The sequence below is a fragment of the Acinetobacter sp. AOR14_HL genome (genome assembly GCF_027855175.1).
Classification (GTDB): domain Bacteria; phylum Pseudomonadota; class Gammaproteobacteria; order Pseudomonadales; family Moraxellaceae; genus Acinetobacter; species Acinetobacter calcoaceticus.
Map to the genome: position 1 here is coordinate 30,630 of NZ_JAKTII010000020.1, position 22,593 is coordinate 53,222.

The 22,593-nt window shown below is 41.1% G+C and carries 19 protein-coding genes and 4 tRNA genes; 10 read left to right on the top strand and 13 right to left on the bottom strand.

Going from position 1 to position 22,593, the window contains the following annotated elements; genetic code table 11:
* Positions 1-48: 48 nt before the first annotated feature.
* The 3 genes from MKL38_RS17750 to MKL38_RS17760 are packed head-to-tail and all read right to left on the bottom strand — an operon-like array spanning position 49 to position 3,114.
* Positions 49-1,548, bottom strand: a complete 1,500-nt coding sequence (locus MKL38_RS17750; RefSeq protein ID WP_003655925.1) for a tripartite tricarboxylate transporter permease — start codon at positions 1,546-1,548, stop codon at positions 49-51.
* A gap of 12 nt (positions 1,549-1,560) precedes the next feature.
* Positions 1,561-2,007, bottom strand: a complete 447-nt coding sequence (locus MKL38_RS17755) for a tripartite tricarboxylate transporter TctB family protein (protein WP_003655924.1) — start codon at positions 2,005-2,007, stop codon at positions 1,561-1,563.
* A gap of 54 nt (positions 2,008-2,061) precedes the next feature.
* Positions 2,062-3,114 (bottom strand): Bug family tripartite tricarboxylate transporter substrate binding protein, encoded by a 1,053-nt coding sequence (locus MKL38_RS17760; RefSeq protein ID WP_005042955.1) that lies wholly within the window; start codon positions 3,112-3,114, stop codon positions 2,062-2,064.
* 734 nt (positions 3,115-3,848) lie between these two features.
* Between MKL38_RS17760 and MKL38_RS17765 the strand changes: the two genes are divergently transcribed.
* The 6 genes from MKL38_RS17765 to tcuB all read left to right on the top strand — a co-directional run bounded on the left by MKL38_RS17765 (position 3,849) and on the right by tcuB (position 10,941).
* Positions 3,849-4,778: a LysR family transcriptional regulator gene (locus MKL38_RS17765; RefSeq protein WP_003655918.1), complete on the top strand. Its 930-nt coding sequence runs from the start codon at positions 3,849-3,851 to the stop codon at positions 4,776-4,778.
* 276 nt (positions 4,779-5,054) lie between these two features.
* A complete protein-coding gene (locus tag MKL38_RS17770) occupies positions 5,055-6,365 on the top strand; it encodes an MFS transporter (RefSeq protein WP_003655916.1) in 1,311 nt (436 codons plus the stop codon).
* Positions 6,366-6,451: 86 nt separating this feature from the next.
* The gene (locus MKL38_RS17775) at positions 6,452-7,246 is read left to right on the top strand and encodes a substrate-binding domain-containing protein (protein WP_209830053.1); all 795 of its coding nucleotides are present in this window, start codon (positions 6,452-6,454) and stop codon (positions 7,244-7,246) included.
* Positions 7,247-7,378: 132 nt separating this feature from the next.
* Positions 7,379-8,308 carry a LysR family transcriptional regulator gene (locus MKL38_RS17780; protein ID WP_270903957.1) on the top strand — a complete coding sequence of 310 codons (930 nt, stop codon included), beginning with the start codon at positions 7,379-7,381 and terminating at the stop codon, positions 8,306-8,308.
* 103 nt (positions 8,309-8,411) lie between these two features.
* A complete protein-coding gene (gene tcuA / locus MKL38_RS17785) occupies positions 8,412-9,818 on the top strand; it encodes an FAD-dependent tricarballylate dehydrogenase TcuA (RefSeq protein WP_270903958.1) in 1,407 nt (468 codons plus the stop codon).
* Complete coding sequence (tcuB, locus tag MKL38_RS17790; protein ID WP_270903959.1) at positions 9,808-10,941, top strand: tricarballylate utilization 4Fe-4S protein TcuB; 1,134 nt, start codon at positions 9,808-9,810, stop codon at positions 10,939-10,941. Before tcuA ends, tcuB begins: the two co-directional genes overlap by 11 nt.
* A gap of 78 nt (positions 10,942-11,019) precedes the next feature.
* On the opposite strand, the gene MKL38_RS17795 is transcribed toward tcuB, so the two are convergent.
* The gene (locus MKL38_RS17795) at positions 11,020-11,553 is read right to left on the bottom strand and encodes an HPP family protein (protein ID WP_270903960.1); all 534 of its coding nucleotides are present in this window, start codon (positions 11,551-11,553) and stop codon (positions 11,020-11,022) included.
* Between the two features lie 99 nt (positions 11,554-11,652).
* On the opposite strand from MKL38_RS17795, the gene MKL38_RS17800 reads away from it, so the two are divergent.
* Both MKL38_RS17800 and MKL38_RS17805 read left to right on the top strand, forming a co-directional pair.
* On the top strand, positions 11,653-12,201 hold the full coding sequence (locus MKL38_RS17800) for a TetR/AcrR family transcriptional regulator (protein ID WP_270903961.1): 549 nt from the start codon (positions 11,653-11,655) through the stop codon (positions 12,199-12,201).
* Between the two features lie 14 nt (positions 12,202-12,215).
* Positions 12,216-12,875: a VOC family protein gene (locus MKL38_RS17805; RefSeq protein ID WP_270903962.1), complete on the top strand. Its 660-nt coding sequence runs from the start codon at positions 12,216-12,218 to the stop codon at positions 12,873-12,875.
* Positions 12,876-12,960: 85 nt separating this feature from the next.
* Here MKL38_RS17805 and MKL38_RS17810 read toward each other — a convergent pair whose 3' ends face one another.
* Both MKL38_RS17810 and MKL38_RS17815 read right to left on the bottom strand, forming a co-directional pair.
* The gene (locus MKL38_RS17810) at positions 12,961-14,190 is read right to left on the bottom strand and encodes a CaiB/BaiF CoA transferase family protein (protein WP_270903963.1); all 1,230 of its coding nucleotides are present in this window, start codon (positions 14,188-14,190) and stop codon (positions 12,961-12,963) included.
* A 67-nt stretch (positions 14,191-14,257) separates the two neighbouring features.
* Entirely contained in the window at positions 14,258-15,478 is a 1,221-nt protein-coding gene (locus MKL38_RS17815) for an acyl-CoA dehydrogenase (protein WP_004641353.1), read from the bottom strand.
* Positions 15,479-15,724: 246 nt separating this feature from the next.
* Here MKL38_RS17815 and MKL38_RS17820 point away from each other — a divergent pair, with 246 nt between their 5' ends.
* Positions 15,725-16,675, top strand: a complete 951-nt coding sequence (locus tag MKL38_RS17820; protein ID WP_205469841.1) for a LysR substrate-binding domain-containing protein — start codon at positions 15,725-15,727, stop codon at positions 16,673-16,675.
* A 99-nt stretch (positions 16,676-16,774) separates the two neighbouring features.
* On the opposite strand, the gene MKL38_RS17825 is transcribed toward MKL38_RS17820, so the two are convergent.
* Positions 16,775-17,950 (bottom strand): zinc-binding dehydrogenase, encoded by a 1,176-nt coding sequence (locus MKL38_RS17825; protein ID WP_270903964.1) that lies wholly within the window; start codon positions 17,948-17,950, stop codon positions 16,775-16,777.
* 401 nt (positions 17,951-18,351) lie between these two features.
* Here MKL38_RS17825 and add point away from each other — a divergent pair, with 401 nt between their 5' ends.
* The gene (gene add, locus MKL38_RS17830) at positions 18,352-19,347 is read left to right on the top strand and encodes an adenosine deaminase (RefSeq protein ID WP_270903965.1); all 996 of its coding nucleotides are present in this window, start codon (positions 18,352-18,354) and stop codon (positions 19,345-19,347) included.
* Positions 19,348-19,578: 231 nt separating this feature from the next.
* On the opposite strand, the gene MKL38_RS17835 is transcribed toward add, so the two are convergent.
* From MKL38_RS17835 to argJ, 6 genes are all read right to left on the bottom strand, one after another.
* Positions 19,579-19,655: transfer RNA gene (locus MKL38_RS17835), tRNA-Pro, on the bottom strand.
* Between the two features lie 4 nt (positions 19,656-19,659).
* Positions 19,660-19,735, bottom strand: a tRNA-His gene (locus MKL38_RS17840).
* Positions 19,736-19,767: 32 nt separating this feature from the next.
* A tRNA-Arg gene (locus tag MKL38_RS17845) sits at positions 19,768-19,844 on the bottom strand.
* Positions 19,845-19,900: 56 nt separating this feature from the next.
* A tRNA-Pro gene (locus MKL38_RS17850) sits at positions 19,901-19,977 on the bottom strand.
* Positions 19,978-20,119: 142 nt separating this feature from the next.
* Entirely contained in the window at positions 20,120-21,184 is a 1,065-nt protein-coding gene (gene nadA, locus MKL38_RS17855; protein WP_003655894.1) for a quinolinate synthase NadA, read from the bottom strand.
* Between the two features lie 145 nt (positions 21,185-21,329).
* Positions 21,330-22,550 carry a bifunctional glutamate N-acetyltransferase/amino-acid acetyltransferase ArgJ gene (argJ, locus tag MKL38_RS17860; protein WP_270903966.1) on the bottom strand — a complete coding sequence of 407 codons (1,221 nt, stop codon included), beginning with the start codon at positions 22,548-22,550 and terminating at the stop codon, positions 21,330-21,332.
* Positions 22,551-22,593 lie beyond the last annotated feature (43 nt).

Consider the following 22,593-nt stretch of genomic DNA (forward strand, 5'->3'; position numbering starts at 1 on the left):
ATTCTGAGCAATAATAGTCAACCAATGCTGACTATTATTGTTGTCCTATTAAGCTTGTTGTTTTTTGATAAACAAGTACTTACGAACGATTGGCAATATCAGTAATAATCCTGACATGATCCAAAGCCCCATACTGATGTTACTGCTCCACAAGATGCCAAGTTCCCCTTGAGAAATCGACAAGGCACGGCGTAAATTTGATTCCATCAACTCTCCAAGTACGAAACCAAGAATCAGCGGTGCCAATGGGAAATCAAATTTTCGTAAAATATATCCAAATACACCCAAGCCCATACATAACAGCAAGTCAAAGATATTGCTATGAATAGCATACACACCAACAAAACTAACACTTGCGATGATCGGGATCAGAATATAATTAGGAATACTTAACATGCGGGCAAAGAAACCCACCAGTGGCAAGTTCAATACCAACAGAATGATATTACCCACCATTAAAGATGCAATTAGTGACCACACCAGTACAGGTTGCTGAACAAATAACTGTGGACCTGGTGTTATGTTGTACATAAGCAACGCGCCCATCATTACCGCAGTCGTCCCCGAGCCTGGCACACCTAGTGTCAACATTGGCACAAATGAACCACAAGCCGCTGCGTTATTAGCACTTTCTGGTGCAGCAAGCCCACGTAAGTCACCTTTACCAAACTTGCTACTATCCTTTGCCATTTTGCGTTCAGTGGTATAGGCCATTGCACTTGCAACTGTTGCACCTGCTCCAGGAAGAATACCCAAGAAGAAACCAATCACTGAACTGCGGATAATAGCAACTAACGAGAAGAAGAACTCTTTAAGATTAAAAAGAGAACGCTTTCCTTGTTTTAAGGTAACTTGACCAATTGTGGTACGTTCGAGTAATAATAAAATTTCACTTACACTAAATAAGCCAATAACCAAAGTTGTAAAAGCAATTCCGTCACTTAAACCTACACTGTTAAAGGTAAAGCGATACACACCTGTAATTGCATCCATTCCCACAGTTGAAAGTGCTAAGCCCATGAGCGCCATAATTAAGGTTTTAAAAGGCTGCGTACTGACCAGACCAGTTAAACAAACAATTGCAAAGACCATCAGCGCAAAATATTCAGCGGGACCAAACGCAATTGCCCATTTCGCCAGTATAGGAGCAAACAACACAATCCCAATAAAGGCGACAGTACTCCCAACAAAGGAACTGACCGATGACAAAGACAGTGCGATTCCTGCTTTTCCTTGCTGTGCCAATGGATAACCATCTAAAGTGGTCATAATGGCCCCAGCATCTCCGGGTACGTTTAACAGAATCGCTGAAATACGTCCGCCGTATTCACAGCCCAAATACACTGCTGCCAATAAAATCAAGGCACTATCTACGGGTAAACCCAAGGCGTAAGCAAACGGCAATAAAATTGCCACACCATTAATTGGACCTAAACCTGGCAATAACCCTACAATCGTTCCAATAAATGCGCCAATCAAAGCAATTAAAAGATTCTGTGGTTGCAAGGCAACCTCAAAACCCATCATTAAAAAACTTAATACATCCATATCGGGTCATCCTTAACCAAAAAATCCAAGTGGTAATGGCACATCCAAGAAACGGTCAAACATATAATAGGTACTCATGCTAAGTACCAAACCTGTCACCAAAACCGGTATGGTTTTGCCATGGAAAAGTTTGCCCACTGCAATGGTCATTAATAGGGTTGCAACAATAAAGCCTAGCCATTCAAAAACTAATGCATATAGCGTTAAAGCCACCACACACAACGCTAACTTAACGACTAGATGTTTTGTCCACCCCAACTCAACGGGTTCAAACATAATGGCTGGTCGAATAGTTAGATACGCTGCACTCGCTGTAATTAACCCCATTAACAGAATAGGAAAAGCTTTAGGGCCCACTGGATCGTAGGAAATTGGCGCTTCAAAATTGCTCGCATAGATCAACAAAAATAATCCGCAAACCGTAATAATGGCGGTAAGAATCCGTTCAGATTTCATTATCTATCCTCAGAAAAAAACTGAGCTGAAAAATAGCTTCTCAACCCAGCCTATTTGTTATTGTGATAATTTATATTCTTGCGATAACTGCCGCATTTCTGCGGTCTGTTTATAAACATAAGCAGTGAGTTCTTCACCTGTCATCTGAAATGGGAGTAGATCCTGATTTTCACGGACTGCATCAAATTTCTGGTTAGCCATCATTTTATCAAAGGCATTTTTCCACCAACCATAGGCTTCATCACTGACCTTTGGTCCCATATAGAAACCACGGATGACTGGCCACTCTATGTCGTAGCCTTGCTCTTTTGCAGTAGGTAATTTTGAGAACTTCCCGTCTAAACGCTTGTTTGCAAAAACTGCCAAAACCCGAATATCACCAGACTCTAGGTATGAACTTACTTCACTGATATTCCCTACCCCGACTTGAATATGCTGCCCCAGTAATGAAGTCAGCACTTCCCCACCACCTTCAAGTGCAACAAATCTTAAATTAGCAGGACTAATACCTGCTTTTTTTGCCAACATTGCTGTTTGCATCCAGTCTTGACCACCCACACTTCCGGCACCACCAAAGCTCAGTGCTTTTGGGTTTTCTCGGAGTGCTTTCATCAAGTCATCAAGGTTTTTCAATGGTGAGTCTTTATGTACCGAAACCAGACCATAATCGACGGCGACCCCAGATAACCATTTCACATCTTTTTCAGTGAAGTGTCCGAATTTTCCTTGTGCTAAGTTCAAGAGTGAACCAGTGGAAAATGCAACCACGGCATTATTATTCGCAGGATCACTGTTTACGATTTTGTTATAGGCTACGGCACCTACCCCACCTGGCATATAGGTTACGCGTATTGGGTCTTTGAGCTGGTCTGTTTGTTTAAAGCCAGATTGGATTAATTTACAAGTCATATCAAACCCACCACCTGGCTTTGCTGGGGCTATACATTCCGGACGTTTTGGCTGACCCGCCTCTTTAGAAGCATTTCCAGAACCACACCCAGCCATTGTCACACTGACGCATGTTAATGCGAGTAAAGTTAAATTTTTCATGTTACATACATCCTTATAACGTTTTGCTCTATTCATATTTTGATTTTTACCAATCTCCATAATCGACCTCCTTGGCACGATCATGTTTACTGGTTTTTAGTTTTAATCTTGTGTTTTGAAATGCGCTTTTTCACAGCGAACTTCAGCAATGCTGCGTTACTATAAAAATTAAGAATCAACCGACTAAAAGAAATAGCTAAGTGGGGGGAAGGTTATGACAATCACCAGATCTATAATGAGTAATTAAAACCTTTGCAAAAATATCCCAAAATGCTGGTTTTAATTAATACTGATGAATAACAATAAGATAGTAAAAATATAATCTATTGAGTTGTCTTTTGCATATCCATGCTATGGGTAACGTTTAATATTCAAATAAATAAACCTATTTACCCAATTTTCCCTTCTGATCAAATGAGCTAAATACTCATATGTTTTTCCAATAGTTATTTAATCAGGTACGCTTCTTCATAATTTGCAAACCCATCATATTTTTTAATGCATCATGCATTTAATGCTCTCCCTTTCTAATTTGAGAAGATTAAAGCACAGAATAAGAAATCATCGTGATACCAATAATTTAAAGGGGGCATTAGTAAAATTAAATAGGCTTAAAATTCCAAGCAAAGAGAGCGAGATAAACTGAAAAGGGTCGTTTTATTATTATTGGAATATGAAGTTAAAGATCACTTTTATGAGAATGGATAATTATTTATAAGAGAATATACAGCTGTTAATATACAAAAAATCTATGAAAATTTAACGCTTACTAAAATTAATACGGACATTTATATATGGAAATCAAGCAAATAAAGTATTTTTTGACGGTCGTTGAAGCAGGCAGTATTGGTAAGGCAGCCCAAAAACTTGATGTTGGTGCTTCGGCAATTAGTCAACAAATTAGTAAACTAGAACAAGAGTTAAGCATTCGTTTGCTGCAGCGTAATGCCTTTGGTGTCACACCAACTCCCGCAGGTCTCGCATTTTTAAAACATTCTCAACTTATTTTACGTCAAGTGAACTTTGCAATAGATGCTGCACATTCTGCAAGACTTTCTGGACATGTCAGCCTTGGGTTTCCACCGACCATTACCGCTTTGATTGGCATCCCTTTAATGAAATTAATGTCTGAACGCTATCCAGATATTCGTCTTGAAATTGTCGAAACACTGTCGGGTAATCTCATTCAAGCCATTAACTCGCGTCAGCTTGATATTGCCATTATTTTTACCAATGAAATTGACAAGCAATGGTCAATACAACCATTGGTACGCGAGCAAATGTATTTAATGGCACGCAAAGAAGTGCTCGAAAAATACGGTCTTGCTGAGTGCATCAAAAGCGGCATTATTCAGTCTCAACAAATTGGTGACATTCCTTTAGTGCTGCCACGCCAGCGCCACAGTCTAAGAAAATTACTTGAACACAAGATTGGACAGCTTAATGTCGTCTATGAAATTGATGGCCTACACTTACTCATGGATAGCCTGATTCACCTTGAACTTGCCAGTGTCCGCCCCGGAAGTGCTTGTCTGCAAGAGTACAAACATAAGCTTCAATTGCTCAAACTGGTTGACCCTGAAGTTGAGCGAATCAATTACTTGGTGAGCCTTGCCGAAGAAGAATTATCCCCTGCAGCACTCGCTGCTAAGTCTGCAATTAAAGCGTGTGTGAAAGAGCTTATTCAAAATCAAATCTGGCCATGTTCTGAAATTATTTTATAAAAGGCCATTAATTTTATTAAATACCCAATTAATTTTGCCCTCTCACTCCCTCCTGCTTTTTGAGATTACATTTTCGTCCGAATGATAAGTGGTTTTCTGTTTATCAAAATATAGATGTGTAGTTTGAACTGGAAACAAGGCATCACATTTTCTACGAAGGGTCTCTCTAAATCTCATCTCAAACCCATTTTTATTTAGGTTTATTGATTGAACCGATTTAGGTCCGACCTCGAAAATCGTGAATGTTTCCATTCTGTCAGGCCAAGGAGGTCTCCAATGGATGTCGTGAATAACCCTAGGGCTACTTTTAAAAAAATATTAAATGTAACGAGTGGCAACTTTTTAGAACAGTACGATTTTTTTCTTTTTGGTTTCTATGCCACTTATATCGCAGCAAAATTTTTCCACTCTGAAAATGAATATGTCTCTTTAATGATGACATTTACCGTATTTGCTGCGGGCTTTCTTATGCGTCCTCTTGGCGCTATTTTCTTGGGTGCTTATGTCGACAGAGTTGGACGACGTAAAGGTCTTATTGTGACCTTAAGCCTTATGGCAATCGGAACCATCTTAATTACCTTTGTGCCAGGTTATGAAACCATTGGTATTATTGCGCCAATTTTGGTGGTGATCGGACGTCTATTGCAAGGCTTCTCGGCAGGCGTTGAATCTGGCGGTGTTTCTATTTATTTAGCTGAAATTGCAACAGATAAAAACCGTGGATTTATCACAAGCTGGCAGTCTGGCAGCCAACAGATTGCTGTTGTGTTTGCCGCATTACTTGGTTACTGGCTCAACACCATTTTAACTACTGCTCAAGTGGGTGAATGGGGCTGGCGTATTCCGTTCTTAATTGGTTGTTTAATTATTCCTTTAATCTTTTTATTCCGCCGTACTCTGGAAGAAACCGAAGACTTTAAAGCTCAAAAAACTCATCCAACCTCTAAAGAGATTTTCAGCACACTCGTGAGCAACTGGCGTATTGTGCTTGCCGGTATGATGATGAGCGCGATGACAACGACTACTTTCTACTTTATTACGGTTTACACCACAGTATATGCAAAACGTACTTTAGAAATGTCGGTAACAGATAGCCTGTTAGCAACAGTATTTGTTGGTTTGTCGAACTTTTTCTGGTTACCAATAGGTGGACTACTTTCAGACAAAATTGGTCGTCGTCCTGTTTTGGTCGGTATTACCACACTTGCTCTCTTTACAAGTTATCCAGTTTTAAGCTGGTTAGTGAGTGACATTAGTTTCACTAACCTTTTGATTACACTTGCTTACTTCTCGTTCTTCTTTGGTCTGTACAACGGAACCATGGTCGCAACGCTTGCCGAAGTGATGCCAAAACGTGTACGTACAGTCGGCTTCTCTTTAGCGTTCAGTCTTGCAGCAGCTATTTTTGGTGGCATGACCCCGATTGCCTGTACATATCTAGTCGAAAATACGGGTAATGCAAGTGCACCAGCATTTTGGCTGATGTTAGCTGCGGTATGTAGCCTCATCTCAAGCTTATATCTATGCCGTGGTTCTAAACAGAAAAATTCTGAAGCAATTGCTGAACCTGTGAAGGTTAGCGCTTAAAACAACTACTTAACCTGAAATTTTAATGAACAGTACGGCGCATGTTTCAGCCGTACTGTGCTCTCCTATCATTAAAGCGAGATACTATGAAAAAGTCCCCTATCTTCATGACCATTTGCCTAGCCAGTGCAGGCTTAGGCTCAACCCTTGCTAACGCAGATACAATCGAAGTGATTAGCTCAGGCGGTTTTTATTCATCTATGGAAAAACTCATTCCAATATTTGAAAAGCAAACTGGTCACACAGTTCACCTCTCGTCTGGTTCATCAATGGGTGCATCGCCAACGGCAATCCCAAATCGACTCGATCGTGGTGAACATTTTGATGTTGTGGTATTAGCTGCTCCTGAACTAAACAAGCTTGCAGAAAAGGGTTATGTAGACCCAAATTCACAAAGTGCTTTAGTTAATTCAAGCATTGGCATGGCTATTCCTAAAGGTGCCCCAAAACCAGACATTAGTTCTGCTGCAAAATTCGAAAAGGTTTTATTAAATGCAAAGCACATAGGCTATTCGGCAAGTGCGAGCGGCACACATCTTGAAAAGAATGTTTTCCCAAGCTTCTCGCCTGTGGAATACAAAGTAATTTCTGGTAAAGCAGAAAAAGTGGTAGGTGACCGAGTTGCAAAACGTATTGCGGAAGGACAGTTTGATATTGGCTTCCAGCAAATCAGTGAAATCAAACCTTTCACTGGCAAATATGGTCAAGTTGAATTAGTCGGTCCAATTCCAGCACCTTATCAAAAAGTCACCGTGTTTGCGGCGGGCATTGGTAAAAACTCTGAACATGAGAAGGTTGCAAAAGAGTTAATCAAATTTGTGAAATCGCCACAAGCAACACAAATTATTGAAGAACAGGGTCTTGAGCAGGTTAAAGAATAAAAGCTCTAAAAGGCAACATCTTGAGGTGATGTTGCCTTTACTCTATTGCCCGTTTACTCAAAGCAATAGAACAAAATATATAGCGATAAACCAGTGTAGAATTAATCCATAAAGGTTAATGTAGTATTTCCAGTGGAACTCAAACAATTAAAGTATTTTATTGCAGTGATCGAGTCAGGAAGCTTGGGTAAAGCTGCAAAAAATCTCGATATTGGAACGTCTGCATTAAGTCAGCAAATCTCAAAATTAGAAAGCGAACTCTCCATTCGCCTTTTGCAGCGCACCGCCCTTGGTACAGTTCCCACCCCTGCGGGTTTAGCTTTTTTTCAACAGGTTCAACTCGCACTTAGGCACCTAGACCATGCCGTAGATTCTGCTCATTCTTCACGTTTAAGTGGACATGTTACCGTCGGTTTTTCGCCAAGTGTTGCAGCGGTTATTGGTACGCATTTTCTAAAACTCATGAGAAATCGCTATCCCGACATTAAAGTCCGTTTAATTGAAGGGTTATCGGGTGACCTCAAAGCATTGGTCAATGCAAGACAACTCGATGTTGCTATCATCTTTAGTGATGATGTCGACCCGCAATGGGCCATACAGCCTTTAGTCAAAGAGCAAATGTTTTTAATTTCGCCAAAAGAAGTGCTGAGTCAGTACCATCTTGAAAGCTGTATCGACACTCAAACCATTAACCATCCACAGCTGAAAGAACTTCCACTGATTTTACCGAGTCAACGACATGGACTGCGCTTGTTACTCGAACAGAAAATTCATCAGCTTAAAGTGGCCTATGAAATTGATGGGCTACATTTGCTAATGGAAAGCATTAGCCAACTCGAAATGGCAACTATTCAACCTGCGGGTGCAGCATTAAATTCACGGCAAGACTTATGTTTGCTGCGCGTTGTAGAACCTGCAATTGAACGGATTAACTATTTAATTAGCTTATCTGAAGAAGAAATCTCGCCTGCCACCTTAGCCACGAAAGTGGTGATTCGCGCCTGTGTAGCAAACTTGATTAATGAAAAACGTTGGCCGGGTGCGGAGATAATAAACACTTAAGCCATTAGTGTTTATTTTTACTAAACACCCATTCAAGCCCAGCCTCTCACTCCACCTTCTCTTTTAAAGCTACATTAGCCCTAGCTGAGAAAGGGAGAAATCCATGCATGATGTGATTGTAATTGGTGGTGGGAATGCCGCACTGTGTGCCGCGCTCACGGCAAAAGAAAGTGGCGCGTCTGTGCTAGTAATAGAAGCAGCACCTAAAGAATGGCGTGGTGGTAACTCACAACACACTCGTAACCTTCGCTGCATGCATGACACTCCTCAAGATGTATTGGTTGATGCCTACCCCGAAGAAGAATATTGGCAAGACCTACTTAAAGTGACTGCAGGCAAAACCAATGAGCACTTAGCCCGTCTGGTCATTCGTAGCACGGCGACCTGCCGCGACTGGATGCGTAAACATGGTGTGAATTTTCAGCCGCCACTATCGGGTGCTTTGCATGTTGCACGTACTAATGCTTTTTTTATGGGTGGTGGTAAAGCCCTCATTAATGCGTATTACCGTAGTGCTCAAGAACTTGGTATCGAAATTTTATACAGCACAAAAATTAAAGATCTAAAGTTAAATCAAGGACATTTTGAAGCTGCAATTGCTGAAGATGGACGTGTGTTTAAAGCAAAAAGCTGTGTATTGGCCGCAGGTGGTTTTGAGTCAAATCTGGAATGGTTAAGAGAAGCATGGGGACAAAATGAAAACGGCGAATGGCCTGCCGATAATTTCATTATTCGTGGTACCCGCTTTAATCAAGGCAACTTGCTTAAATTTATGATAGATCAAGGTGCCGATATTATTGGTGACCCATCGCAATCGCACTGTGTCGCCGTAGATGCACGCGCACCGTTATATGACGGTGGTATTTGTACTCGTATTGACTGCGTTTCCTTGGGAATTGTGGTCAATAACAAAGCTGAACGTTTTTATGATGAAGGCGAAGACTTCTGGCCAAAACGTTATGCGATTTGGGGCCGTCTTGTTGCCAAACAGCCACAGCAAATTGCCTATTCCATTATTGACTCAAAAGCCATTGGGCGCTTTATGCCGCCTGTTTTTGCGGGTGTAAAAGCAAATAGCATTCAAGAGTTAGCCGAAAAAATCGGGCTAGACGCAAAAACCTTATGCCACACCGTAGAAGAGTTTAATCAAGCCTGTGTGCAAGGCACCTTTAACCATACTGTTTTAGATAACTGCACCACCCAAAATATTGTTCCTAATAAAACCCATTGGGCCGTTCCGCTCGATCAACCACCCTTCTATGCTTATGCCCTTAAACCCGGCATTACCTTTACCTATTTAGGTTTAAAAGTCGAAGACGATGCCGCTGTGCGTTTTAACAATAAAGCTAGCCGCAACCTGTTTGTCGCAGGTGAAATGATGGCAGGTAACGTACTCGGTCAGGGTTATACCGCAGGCGTTGGCATGTCGATTGGCACAACCTTTGGACGCATTGCCGGAAAAAATGCAGCCCACTATGCACTTTCACAAGGAGTTGAACATGAATGCTAGTACTAAAGCCCTAATTCCAGTTGTTCAGCTCTCTGACCATGAGCAGGAAGTTCAAAGAGCGCTACAGATTTGTAATGCTTGTCGCTACTGCGAGTCATTTTGTGCTGTATTTGCGGCCATGACCAAACGTCTTGAGTTTAATCAAGCCGATATTCATTACCTCGCAAACCTGTGCCATAACTGTGGTGCATGTCTACATGCTTGCCAATACGCCCCACCACATGAGTTTGGTGTAAATATTCCACAAGCGATGGCGCAAGTACGTTTGGAAACTTACCAAGAGTTTGCTACACCTCAGCCTTTAGGCCGACTTTATAAGTCTGTGGGTATTCCTTTTGTCTTGGCATTAACACTTATTTTCTTTTTATGTATGTTAGCTGTGGTGTGGTACAAAGGCACCGACCTGTTTGCAGGCTATCAAGGTAATTTCTATGCGATTTTCCCGCATAACTTTTTAGCACTATTGTTTGGAGCGACCTTTACAGTTGCGATTGTTTTGCTCGGCATTGGAATTAGCAAATTCTGGCGACAAACATCTAAAGTCATTCATGGCAAAGTTGAAAAACCTGATCTTGTTCAAGCTACTCAAAATGTATTAACACTTAAATATTTAGATGGTGGGCATGGCAAAGGTTGTAATGAACAAGATGACCGTTACACACAAATCCGCCGTGTGTTCCATCACCTGACGTTTTATGGCTTTATGCTCTGCTTTGCAGCTACAGGTGTAGCGACTTTATATCACTATTTTCTTGACCTACATGCACCTTATCCTTACCTAAGCTTACCTGTGATTTTAGGAACTTTTGGTGGAATTGGCTTAGTCATCGGACCATCTGGCTTACTCTATTTAAATCTTAAACGCCATCCATTACATGGTGACCGTGAGCAAAAACCTGTAGATCGAGGCTTTATCTTCCTTCTGCTTATCGTTAGCGCTTCAGGGTTAGCACTCATGGCATTTCGCAATACCCCTTACATGGCACTTTTACTGATTTTCCATTTAGCCACGGTCATGACGTTCTTTATTACCATGCCATTTGGTAAGTTCGCACATGGCTTTTACCGCAGTGCTTCTTTACTCAAATTTGCCATCGAAGAGCGTATTTCGAAGAAGTCATAATTTCATTCAAAAGTATTCACTATCTTGGCATAGTGAATACTTTTATTATTTTTCAGCTCAAAATACTTCATGCCTTCCCTACTTTTTACTATTTAAAATTCCCAAGCCATACATCGGCCACTTGGTGCTCGCTTTAATATTATTAATCAGCATCGCAACAAAAACTAAAGACACTGCGCCGACCAAAACAGGGAAAATTAAGAAGCTCCACTCGTAATGTATGCTGCTCGCAGTAAGCAAAATAACCAGAGGATTGGCCCCAGCAGGTGGATGAACGCATTTAAAAATCTGCATGAGTGCAATAGCACAACCCACTGATAAAGCAATTGTAAAAATGGAAACACCGACAAATTTTAGAAAAAATAAGCCCACAAAAGCCGAGATAAGATGCCCAAATATGATATTTCTCGGCTGTGCTAAAGGAGACTGTGACACGGTATAGAGCAGTACACAGGTCGCGCCAAACGGCGCCATGATAAAGATATTGTGTGTGAGCTTACTCAACCACAAAAGTATAAAGATGCTCAATGTTCCACCAATAAGGCTTCTTAAAATATCAATTTTATTGGGCGATGGAGCCAGTTTTTCTTTGCCATAAAAGATCGAGAACATGGGTTGTATTCCTCAAACAAAAAGTTGCTTTTTAAAAAGCATATAGATAAAATTCCAAATAGTACAGATCTGTACTATTTTATTTTTTGGAAAAATTTTATGTCAAAATCTGCCTTAAAAATATTAGATACAGCCGAGAAGTTATTTAATGAAAATAGTTTTGTCGGGGTTGGCGTCGACTTGATTCGCGATGAATCGGGCTGTTCCAAAACCACCATGTACACGTACTATAAAAATAAAAATCAACTGGTTCAGTCTGTGCTCGTTGCACGTGATGAACGGTTTAAGCAAAGTCTTTTAGGCTATGTGGGAGATGCAACGGGGTTAGAGGCCATCAATAAAATTCTTGATTGGCATACCAATTGGTTTAGGCAAGATTTTTTTAAAGGCTGTTTATTTGTAAGAGCGGTCGCTGAGTCTAACCAAGATGATCAAGACATTATTTCTATTTCTAAAGCCCATAAACAATGGATTAAAGTACTGATTGCACAGAACTGCAATGTACCGAATGGTGAAGCTTTATCTGAGCTGATCTATACGGTGATTGAAGGCTTAATTAGCCGCTTTTTAGTCGATGGTTTCGATGAAACACTTGCGATAAACATGAAAAATTCTATTAATCAATTATTTAATATTCATCAAAATTAACATGAGAACTTAAAATGGAAGTGGACCATATTTTTATTTGTGTACAATCAGGCGCTCCCGAAGCTGAAACTTTAAAAAAATTCGGTCTAACAGAAGGTTCATCCAATAAGCACCCGGGTCAAGGTACAGAAAATAGACGCTTTTTCTTTAAAAATAGCTTTATCGAATTAATCTTTTTAAATAATCCAGAAGAAGCCTCAAGTGATCTCACAAAACCCACCCTGCTTTTTGAACGACTAAGTACTCAAAATAATATCGCGTCCCCTTTTGGTATTTGTTTTCGCCCTAAAAATAAAGATGATAACGGCGCAAAATTTCCTAATTGGGTGTACAAGCCAAGCTATTTACCAGCCAGCTTAGAAGTAAATGTTGCCAAAGATTCTATGGTATCTGAACCGATGTGGTTCTTCCTTTCATTTGCTTCACGACCAGACCTTGCTGCAAAAGAAAAACAACAACCACTTGTGCATAGCAAAGATTTATCAGAAATCACCGCAATTAAGGTTTCTATTCCAAACCTTGAACAGCACCCTACTTCGTTACTGTTCAATACGCTTGATAGTTTTGAAGTGACTGATGGATCAGAGCATTTAATGGAAATCAGTTTTGATCATGAACCTCAAGGAATGATTCATGATTTCAGACCAGAGCTGCCACTTATTTTTAAATATTAAGGCTCTTATTTTCCAATAAAAAACTGTGATTTATTTCAAATCACAGTTTTCATTAAAATTGAATCACATTAAAAGCGGCAATAGCTTAAGCAATTTTCCCATCAATAATGCCTTTCTCTTTTAACGTAGCCAGCTCTTCTACTGTTTTAAATCTCGATAAGATTTGAGCAGTATGTTCACCAAGCTCTGGCGGTGCATGATGATATTCAACTGGAGTATCAGACAACTTGATTGGTGAGCCAATGGTTTGAAAGTCTTCATTTAAACGATGAGGAATATTCACCACCAAATTGCGATGTACAATTTGTGGTTCAGCCAAAGCATCTTCAATAGAGTTGATAACACCTACTGGCACTTTAAGCGCATGAATCCTCTCGACCCATTCTTTGGCAGTTTTCTGCAAAAAATGCTCCGACAATAAAGGAATCAGTTCATCTCGATATTTGACTCGGTCTTGATTACGCACAAACTTTTCATTTTCGAGTAGCTCTGGATAACCAATCGCAATGCATAAGTCTTTAAACTGTTTGTCGTTACCACACGCAATAATAAATTCTTTATCTTTAGCCTTAAAAGTTTGATACGGCACAATACTTGGATGTTGATTGCCCATACGCTGCGGTGCTTTACCCGAAGCTAAATAATTCATTCCCTGATTTGCCAATGCTGCGACCTGCACATCAAGTAGTGACATATCAATATATTGACCGCGCCCCGTGTGCGAGCGTGCAATCAAAGCAGCTTGAATGGCAATGGTCGAATACAACCCCGTTTGAATGTCTACCACAGCCACACCAACCTTTTGTGCCCCACCACCTGCCACATCATCAGGCTCACCAGTAATGCTCATTAAGCCAGACATACCCTGAATAATAAAGTCATAACCGGGTTCTTCTGCACGTGGGCCATCTTGTCCAAAACCAGTAATCGAACAATACACAATGTTCGGGTTCAGCTCACTTAATGACGCGTAGTCCAAACCATATTTAGCCAAAGAGCCTGTCTTATAATTTTCAATCACCACATCGGCAGTTTTGGCAATTTCATAAATTAAGGCCTGACCTTCTGGTGTGGTAATGTCTACCGCAACAGAATATTTATTGCGGTTGGTACACTGAAAATAGCCAGATTCACGGGTCATGTTTCCGTCTTCATCGGGCATCCATGGCGGTCCCCACATGCGGGTGTCATCACCTACTCGAGGACGTTCAATTTTAATCACTTCCGCGCCAAGGTCTGCAAAGATTTGCCCACACCACGGTCCCGCAAGCACACGACTTAAATCTAAAACCCGAATCCCTTGTAATGCACCCATAACGATACCCTTATTTTTTAAAAAGGCACTCCCGAAAGAACACCTCTATCTTTTAAAAATGAACGAGTTAGTTACTAAATGCTGCGATGCCTGTTTGTGCACGACCTAAAATCAAGGCATGAACGTCATGTGTGCCTTCATAGGTATTCACGACTTCAAGATTAACCAAATGACGTGCCACACCAAACTCATCGCTAATACCGTTTCCACCCATCATGTCACGTGCCATACGAGCAATATCAAGCGCCTTTCCACAGTTGTTACGCTTAATTAAAGATGTACCTTCAACTGACGCAATACCTTCATCTTTCATGCGTCCGAAACGTAAAGCTATTTGCAAACCTAATGCAATTTCAGTTTGCATATCTGCCAGTTTCTTTTGAATCAACTGATTTGCAGCCAAGGGACGACCAAATTGCTTGCGGTCCATTGTGTATCGATGTGCGGTATGCCAACAGAACTCGGCAGCACCCATTGCGCCCCATGCAATGCCATAGCGAGCACTATTTAGGCAAGTGAACGGACCACGTAATCCTCGAACTTCAGGGAATGCATTTTCTTCAGGCACAAAAACGTTATCCATCACAATTTCACCCGTAATAGATGCACGTAAACCGACCTTGCCATGAATGGCAGGCGCAGATAGCCCTTCCCAGCCCTTTTCTAAAATAAAGCCTCGAATATCACCAACATTACCTTCAGCAGAAACTTCTTTTGCCCAGACCACAAATACATCAGCAATTGGACTGTTGGTAATCCACATTTTTGCGCCAGTTAAACGGTAACCACCGTCAACTTTTTTAGCACGTGTAATCATACTGCCCGGGTCTGAGCCATGGTCAGGTTCGGTCAAACCAAAACAGCCAATGTATTCACCAGTGGCAAGTTTAGGCAAATACTTCTGCTTTTGCTCTTCGGTACCAAATTCATGAATTGGAACCATCACCAATGAGCTTTGCACGCTGGCCATAGAGCGGTAGCCCGAATCGACATATTCAATTTCACGCGCAACCAAGCCATAACTCACATAGTTCAAACCCGCGCCGCCATATTGCTCAGGAATGGTTGGCCCCAATAAGCCGAGCTCTCCCATTTCACGAAAAATAGACGGATCTGTTGTTTCATGACGGAATTGTTCAAGTACACGTGGTTGCAAGCGTTCTTGGCAATAGGCATGAGCCGCATCACGAATCATGCGTTCATCTTCGGTAAGCTGTTGCTCAATTAAAAATGGGTCTTGCCAGTTAAATTGAACTTTTGCTTTTTTTGTTGTCACCATGTGATTCATCGCATCCTCTGCTTGATTTGATCTTCTTTATTTAACTCGATGTTATGCGTGAAAAATGCAGTAATCAAACGATAAATCTTCATGCAGATATGCGACTTACGCATATTTAAAATAAGTCGCATTAAATTTAGATATTTAATTCATTGTATTTCATTAAAAATGGCTTATTTTTAGACTAAACTCTGATATCTGCATTTAGGTCATATGCTGTTTTGAAATATGACAACAAATAAAAGGATTTTATTTATGCGAAGAAGTATCCCATCCATTCAGGGCCTGATTTGCTTTGAAAGTGCAGCAAAACATCTAAGTTATACCTATGCTGCGCAAGAGTTATGCATTACCCAAAGCGCGGTCTCTCGCCAAATTCAGCAGTTAGAAGATTTCTTGGGTGTTGAATTATTCATACGCACCCGGCACGGCGTCGAGCTAACTATTGCGGGCCAACAATATTTTAAAAGCATTAAACCCTACTTGTTAGGTTTAGAAAAATGTACAGCAGATGTGATTTCTCATAAGGGTTTAGGTGGAACATTAAAGTTAGGTGTTGTTCCTACATTTGCAACGCGCTGGCTATTACCCAAACTTCATCTTTTAAATCAAAAACACCCTGAAATTACGGTTCACTTAGAGACCAGTACCAAACCTTTTTTATTTAATGACAATATTTTTGACGCTGCTATTTTTGCAGGCACACAACAGCAAATTGACCACTGGCCTGGCATACAAGCGCATTATTTAATGGATGAAGAAATTGTACCTGTATGCTCCCCAAGGCTGATCGAAAAGTATTTTCCAGATGCAGTGATGATCAATGAAAATACCTATGATTTAAGCTCCGAAGATTTACTAAAAATTCCCCTGCTGCAACAAACCACTCGGCCTAGCATTTGGCAAGAATGGTTTCTGACTCATCACATGCAACATCCAAAACCCTTTGATGGACAACGTCATGAGTTATTTTCGATGCTTGCTGTTGCTGCCAGTCATGACATGGGAATGGCTTTAATTCCGCAAATGTTGATTGAGTCTGAACTACAAAAAAAAGAACTAGTGATTGTTTCCAATAAAAAATTAAAAGGCAGCCGAAAGTACTACCTGATTCACTCGAGCCAAGACATCACACCGACCATTCAGAAATTTGTTGACTGGATTCACCACGAATTAGAGCAGCTAAAAAGTAACACAGCTCTATAGCTATTATTGAACACCCAATATTGCGATTTATACTCATAAAAAAAGATTGTGATTAATGAGATCACAACCTTTTTTTAGTTAAGCGTAAATGACTGTGAATTAATGACTCATCAATTGAATGTCTGAACCACTACGTTTCGGGTCAATCAAGATTTTGGCATGTTGTTCAGGGTCGCGTAACGCTTCAAATGCACTCGTAACACCCTCTAAACCTACAACACCGGTAATCAGTGGTGAGCAGTTCACTTTACCTTCTGCAATCATATGCAGGGCATCTCGAAACTCAAGCGGTGTATAGCCCAACACGAACTGAATTTCTAACTCTTTATTAATCGCAAGTGCAGGTTCTATTTTGTCACTTTGCATGCATACGCCCACCCCGACAATTCGGGAAAACAAAGGTGCACCTTCAATAATTTGCTGTAAAACACCTGGTACGCCCACACACTCAAAAATAACCGGACGTTTTGGCAGAGCACCCAATTTATCAATCATGCGCCACCCATGCCACCAAGGTAAGCGTGTCGCTTGTAACTTATCAAACAGCCCCATTCCCATGTTAATTGCATCAGAAACATTGCCAAGCAAACCAAACTCTTTCCAGTTAGCAAAAGGCGATGTTTCTTTCGGATCTACCACAATATCAGCTCCGCATTGCTCGGCAAGCTTACGGCGGTTTGGCGAAAAGTCACTGGCAACCACGGTTTTAACCCCAGCCGCTTTAAGCATTAATATAACACCTAACCCGACAGGACCACAGCCAATCACAATAGCAGGCTCACTGGTTTTCACACGACTACGGCGAACAGCATGCAATGCAACCGCCATAGGTTCAGTCATGGCCGCACTATCTGCATCTAGGCCATTGGGTACTTCAAACATCAAGCTTGATTGAGCAAGCACTTGTTCGGCATAACCACCTGAAGCATTTGGAGAAAGCCCTGTAGACAAGTAACCATGCTGATCTACATTCAAAAGAGGCATTGCACAAACGAGTGTATCGGCTTTAAATTTATGACGAGTTTTTGGGCCATAATCCAAAACTTTGCCACAAAACTCATGTCCTAGTACAAACGGGTCCGTAGACTTAGCTAAACCATTAAACCCGACACGTGCGGCTAAATCATGCATGTGGTCGCAGTGATGTTGCATATGCAAATCAGAGCCACAAATCCCGCATCGAACCACTTCTAATAACACCTGTCCTTTTGTAGGAGTTAATTTCGGTTGGTCCACCACTTCTAATTTTGCTTGATGACAAAGTACCGACTTCATTTGAACGCTTCCTATTTCTTCTTTTCATTTACTTGCCAGAAATAGATTTCTACAGATAAATTAATCGCCTTATCAGTTTGGTCTTTAGCAAGCCTTCACTCATATTTACAAGTAACAGACGAAATACCAATGACCATTCTTTAGCCAATCCATTGTTAAAGAGTCAACAGAGGTAGGCTCAGCGAGATTAAAAACAATAAAAATCTTAGTGCTTGTATCTTACACAGACTGCGTTATCTTCTTAGGCCAGAACAATGTCATCAAAATTAAAACTTAAACGAATATCTTAAGTTCAAAAAACTCAACTAAACCCATTTTCACAAAAACATAGCAAATCCAAACTTTTATCAGTAACCCTAAACAGGCATGATGAATTGATACGAACAGATAAGAAGAAACCTATGATTACAAAAACACTTCCCCTTACAGATATACATCGCCACCTTGATGGCAACATCCGCATTCAAACTATTTTAGAATTAGGGCAACAATACCATTTAGATTTGCCTGCCTACGACATTGAATCTTTACGCCCACACGTACAAGTGATTGACAACCAACCTGACTTATTAAGTTTTTTATCGAAGTTGGATTGGGGGGTAAAAGTATTAGCCAGTTTAGATGCCTGCAAACGCATTGCATTTGAAAACATGCAAGATGCAGCACAACAAGGCCTAGACTATGTAGAACTTCGTTTTTCGCCGGGTTACATGGGCATGACGCATCAACTACCGCTTGAAGGCGTTGTTGAAGCGGTTATTGCGGGTGTGAAAGAAGGCAGTCAGACTTACGGGGTAAAAGCTAACCTAATTGGCATTATGAGTCGTACTTTTGGCCAAGAAGCCTGCGCAAAAGAATTAAATGCCCTACTTGCCCATAAAAATGATATTAAAGCATTGGATCTTGCTGGAGATGAGCTTGGTTTTCCGGGTAATTTATTTATTGATCACTTTAAAAAAGCACGTGATGCAGGTTGGCACATTACGGTACATGCAGGCGAAGCTGCCGGCCCAGAAAGTATTTGGCAAGCCATTGAAGAATTAGGTGCTGAACGAATTGGTCATGGTGTTAAAGCAGTTCAAGATTTGAAGCTGTTAGATTATTTAGCAAAACATGAGATTGGTATTGAATCTTGCCTGACTTCGAACATTCAAACCAACACAGTACCCTCACTAGCACAACATCCATTAAAGACTTTTTTAGAGCATGGCGTTCTTGCAACGATTAATACGGATGACCCTGCTGTAGAAGGCATTGAGATACAACATGAATATTTAAGTGCTGCCCCATTGGCAGGATTAACCCCTGAGCAAATTTATACAGCTCAAGAAAATGGACTTAAAATTGCATTTTTATCAGATCAAGAAAAAGATGAGTTAAGACAAAAATATCAGTAACAGAGAACAGAGAACAGAGAACAGAGAACAGAGAACAGAGAACAGAGAACAGAGAACAGAGAACAGAGAACAGAGAACATATGTATATAAGGAATACGAGTTCAAATATTGGAATGCGTTTGAATTAAAATTTCGAATTAGAAAACAAAAAAATTCCTTCTATCGATAAGATAAGAAGAAATTCTTTTTAATCTTTGGGATATTTTTTAAAGCTTGACCGCTTTTAAAATATGGTCGGAGCAGTAGGATTCGAACCTACGACCCCCTGGTCCCAAACCAGGTGCACTACCAGGCTGTGCTATGCTCCGAAATTGGGGTGAATGACGGGATTCGAACCCGCGACAACTGGAATCACAATCCAGGGCTCTACCAACTGAGCTACATCCACCATCAAATAGTTCTATGTACCAAGCTACCGAGTGGCGCGCCTGACAGGATTCGAACCTGTGACCATCCGCTTAGAAGGCGGATGCTCTATCCAACTGAGCTACAGGCGCTTAACCGATGATGCTTATCATGCGATACTTCGCCGATCTTAAAATATTATTTTAAGTGGTCGGAGCAGTAGGATTCGAACCTACGACCCCCTGGTCCCAAACCAGGTGCACTACCAGGCTGTGCTATGCTCCGATCTATCTCAGCTTTTGCTGTATCGCACATCGTGCGGTACGGTGTGCATTCTAGGCGCGACGCCCTCAGACGTCAACACCTATTGTCAAAAAAAGTTAAAAATCCTTATCAAATGTATATTTAACAAGCATTTTGAGGATTTTTAACGCTTTAACGATGCACTAAAGGCTAACATTCGATCTAAAGGCATTTTGGCACGTTCAGCAAGTGCTGGATCTACGTGTATTTCCTGATCACCCTTTTGTAAAACTTCTAAAATTCCATCGAGTTCATTCATAGCCATCCACGGACAGTGAGCACATGAACGACAAGTTGCGCCCTCACCTGCTGTTGGTGCTTCAACTAAAATCTTATTGGGTACCGCTTGCTGCATTTTGTAGAAAATACCACGGTCAGTTGCCACAATAAGTCTTTCATTTGGCAAAGTCTGCGCAGCTTTAATCAATTGAGAAGTACTACCTACCGCATCTGCAATGTCTACAACCGATTCTGGTGATTCTGGATGTACCAATACGGCTGCATCTGGATACAGTGCTTTCATGTTGGCAATACCACGTGCACGGAATTCTTCATGCACAATACATGCACCGTCCCAAAGCAACATATCAGCACCGGTTTTCTTTTGAATATAACGGCCTAAGTGCTGATCTGGTGCCCAGATAATTTTTTCGCCCAAGCTATCTAGGTGCTCAACAATTTCGACTGCACAGCTTGAAGTCACCACCCAATCTGCTCGTGCTTTAACAGCAGCCGATGTGTTGGCATAAACAACTACGGTGTAGTCAGGGTGCTGATCACAAAAGGCAGTGAACTCATCAACCGGACAACCTAAATCGAGTGAACAAGTCGCTTCGAGTGTCGGCATTAAAATTGTTTTTTCAGGAGACAGAATTTTTGCTGTTTCTCCCATAAATTTAACACCTGCCACAACCAGTGTAGAGGCAGCATGATCTCGTCCGAAACGTGCCATTTCTAAAGAGTCAGAAACGCACCCACCTGTTTTTTCGGCAAGTTCCTGTACTTCAGGGTCGCAATAGTAATGAGCAACAAGGACAGCATCACGTTTTTTGAGCTCTGCTTCGATCTGAGCAAACTTTTGTTGTTTTGCTTCTTCACTTAAGCGGTTGTCTTTTGGCTCACCTAAACGGTCTAAATGCGCTTGTACAATGTTTTTTGCATCGTTGGCAATTAAAGTCGCATCACTCATAAAACGTCTTCTCTATCCTTCATGCTGGCATACCTGCTCGCATATAACGTTACTGCTTAAATGATTTACTAACTCGAATCATTTAATATCAAAAGATGGGGCTAATAAAAAAGCCTCTTTGTCGAGGCTTGATTATAACTGATATTTAAGAACGGTAATCAGCATTAATTTTGACATAGTCGTAAGATAAGTCACAGGTATATACCGTGTCTTTGGCCTGACCGCGTCCTAAATCAACTCGAATGGTAATTTCTGTTTGTGCCATAACACGCGCACCCGCCTCTTCGGTATAGTCCTCGGCAGCTCCACCGTCTTTACAGATTTGTACATCATCTAACCATACCTGAATTTTAGACACGTCTAAGTCTTTCACTCCAGCATAGCCAATTGCCGCCAAAATACGCCCCCAGTTCGGGTCAGATGCAAAAAGCGCGGTTTTTACTAACGGCGAATGAGCAATACTATAAGCAATATCGCAACATTCTTGAGTGTTGCCACCGCCTTCTACAGCAACAGTAATAAACTTCGTTGCACCTTCGCCGTCACGTACAATTAACTGTGCTAAACGATTCATAACACGAGCCAGTACTTCTAATACCCGAACATATCGTGCATCGTTAATTGAAGTAATTTCAGCTCCACCTGCCTGACCTGTTGCCACAAAAATACAAGAGTCATTGGTTGAGGTATCGCCATCAATCGTAATACGGTTAAAAGAATGCTCAACTGTTGTCTTTAATAAGCTTTGTACTAAATTACGGCTAATAGGTGCATCTGTAGCTACAAAGCTCAACATGGTTGCCATGTTCGGACGAATCATGCCAGCGCCTTTACTAATACCTGTCATGGTGTAAGTAATGCCATCTAGCTCAAATTGTTCAGATGCACCTTTAGGCACTGTATCTGTGGTCATAATGCCAGACGCTGCATCATACCAAGCAGCCTCTTGCAAAGTGTTTAATGCCGGTCGAAGTCCAGCGAGTAAACGCTCCATTGGAAGCTGCTCACCAATTACACCTGTAGAAAACGGTAAAATTTCTGAGCTATTTACCCCAGCAATCTCAGCTAATTTTGCGCAAGTATCTTGAGCATTTTTCAAGCCTGTAGGTCCAGTACCTGCATTGGCATTACCCGTATTAATCACTAAATAGCGAGGATTATCTTGGGTAAGATGGGCTTTAGAGACATGAACAGGTGCTGCACAGAATGCATTTTGAGTAAATACACCAGCAACATTTGAGCCTTCTACAAACTCAAAAATGACTAAATCTCGTCGGTTTTGGTAACGTACATATGCTTCTGTTGAGCCAATTTTTACACCTTTTACCACATGCATTTGTGGCATTGTTACGTCACCGACAGCCATTTTTAGAACATCCAGAGTTTGTTGAATAAGATCAATATTTCAA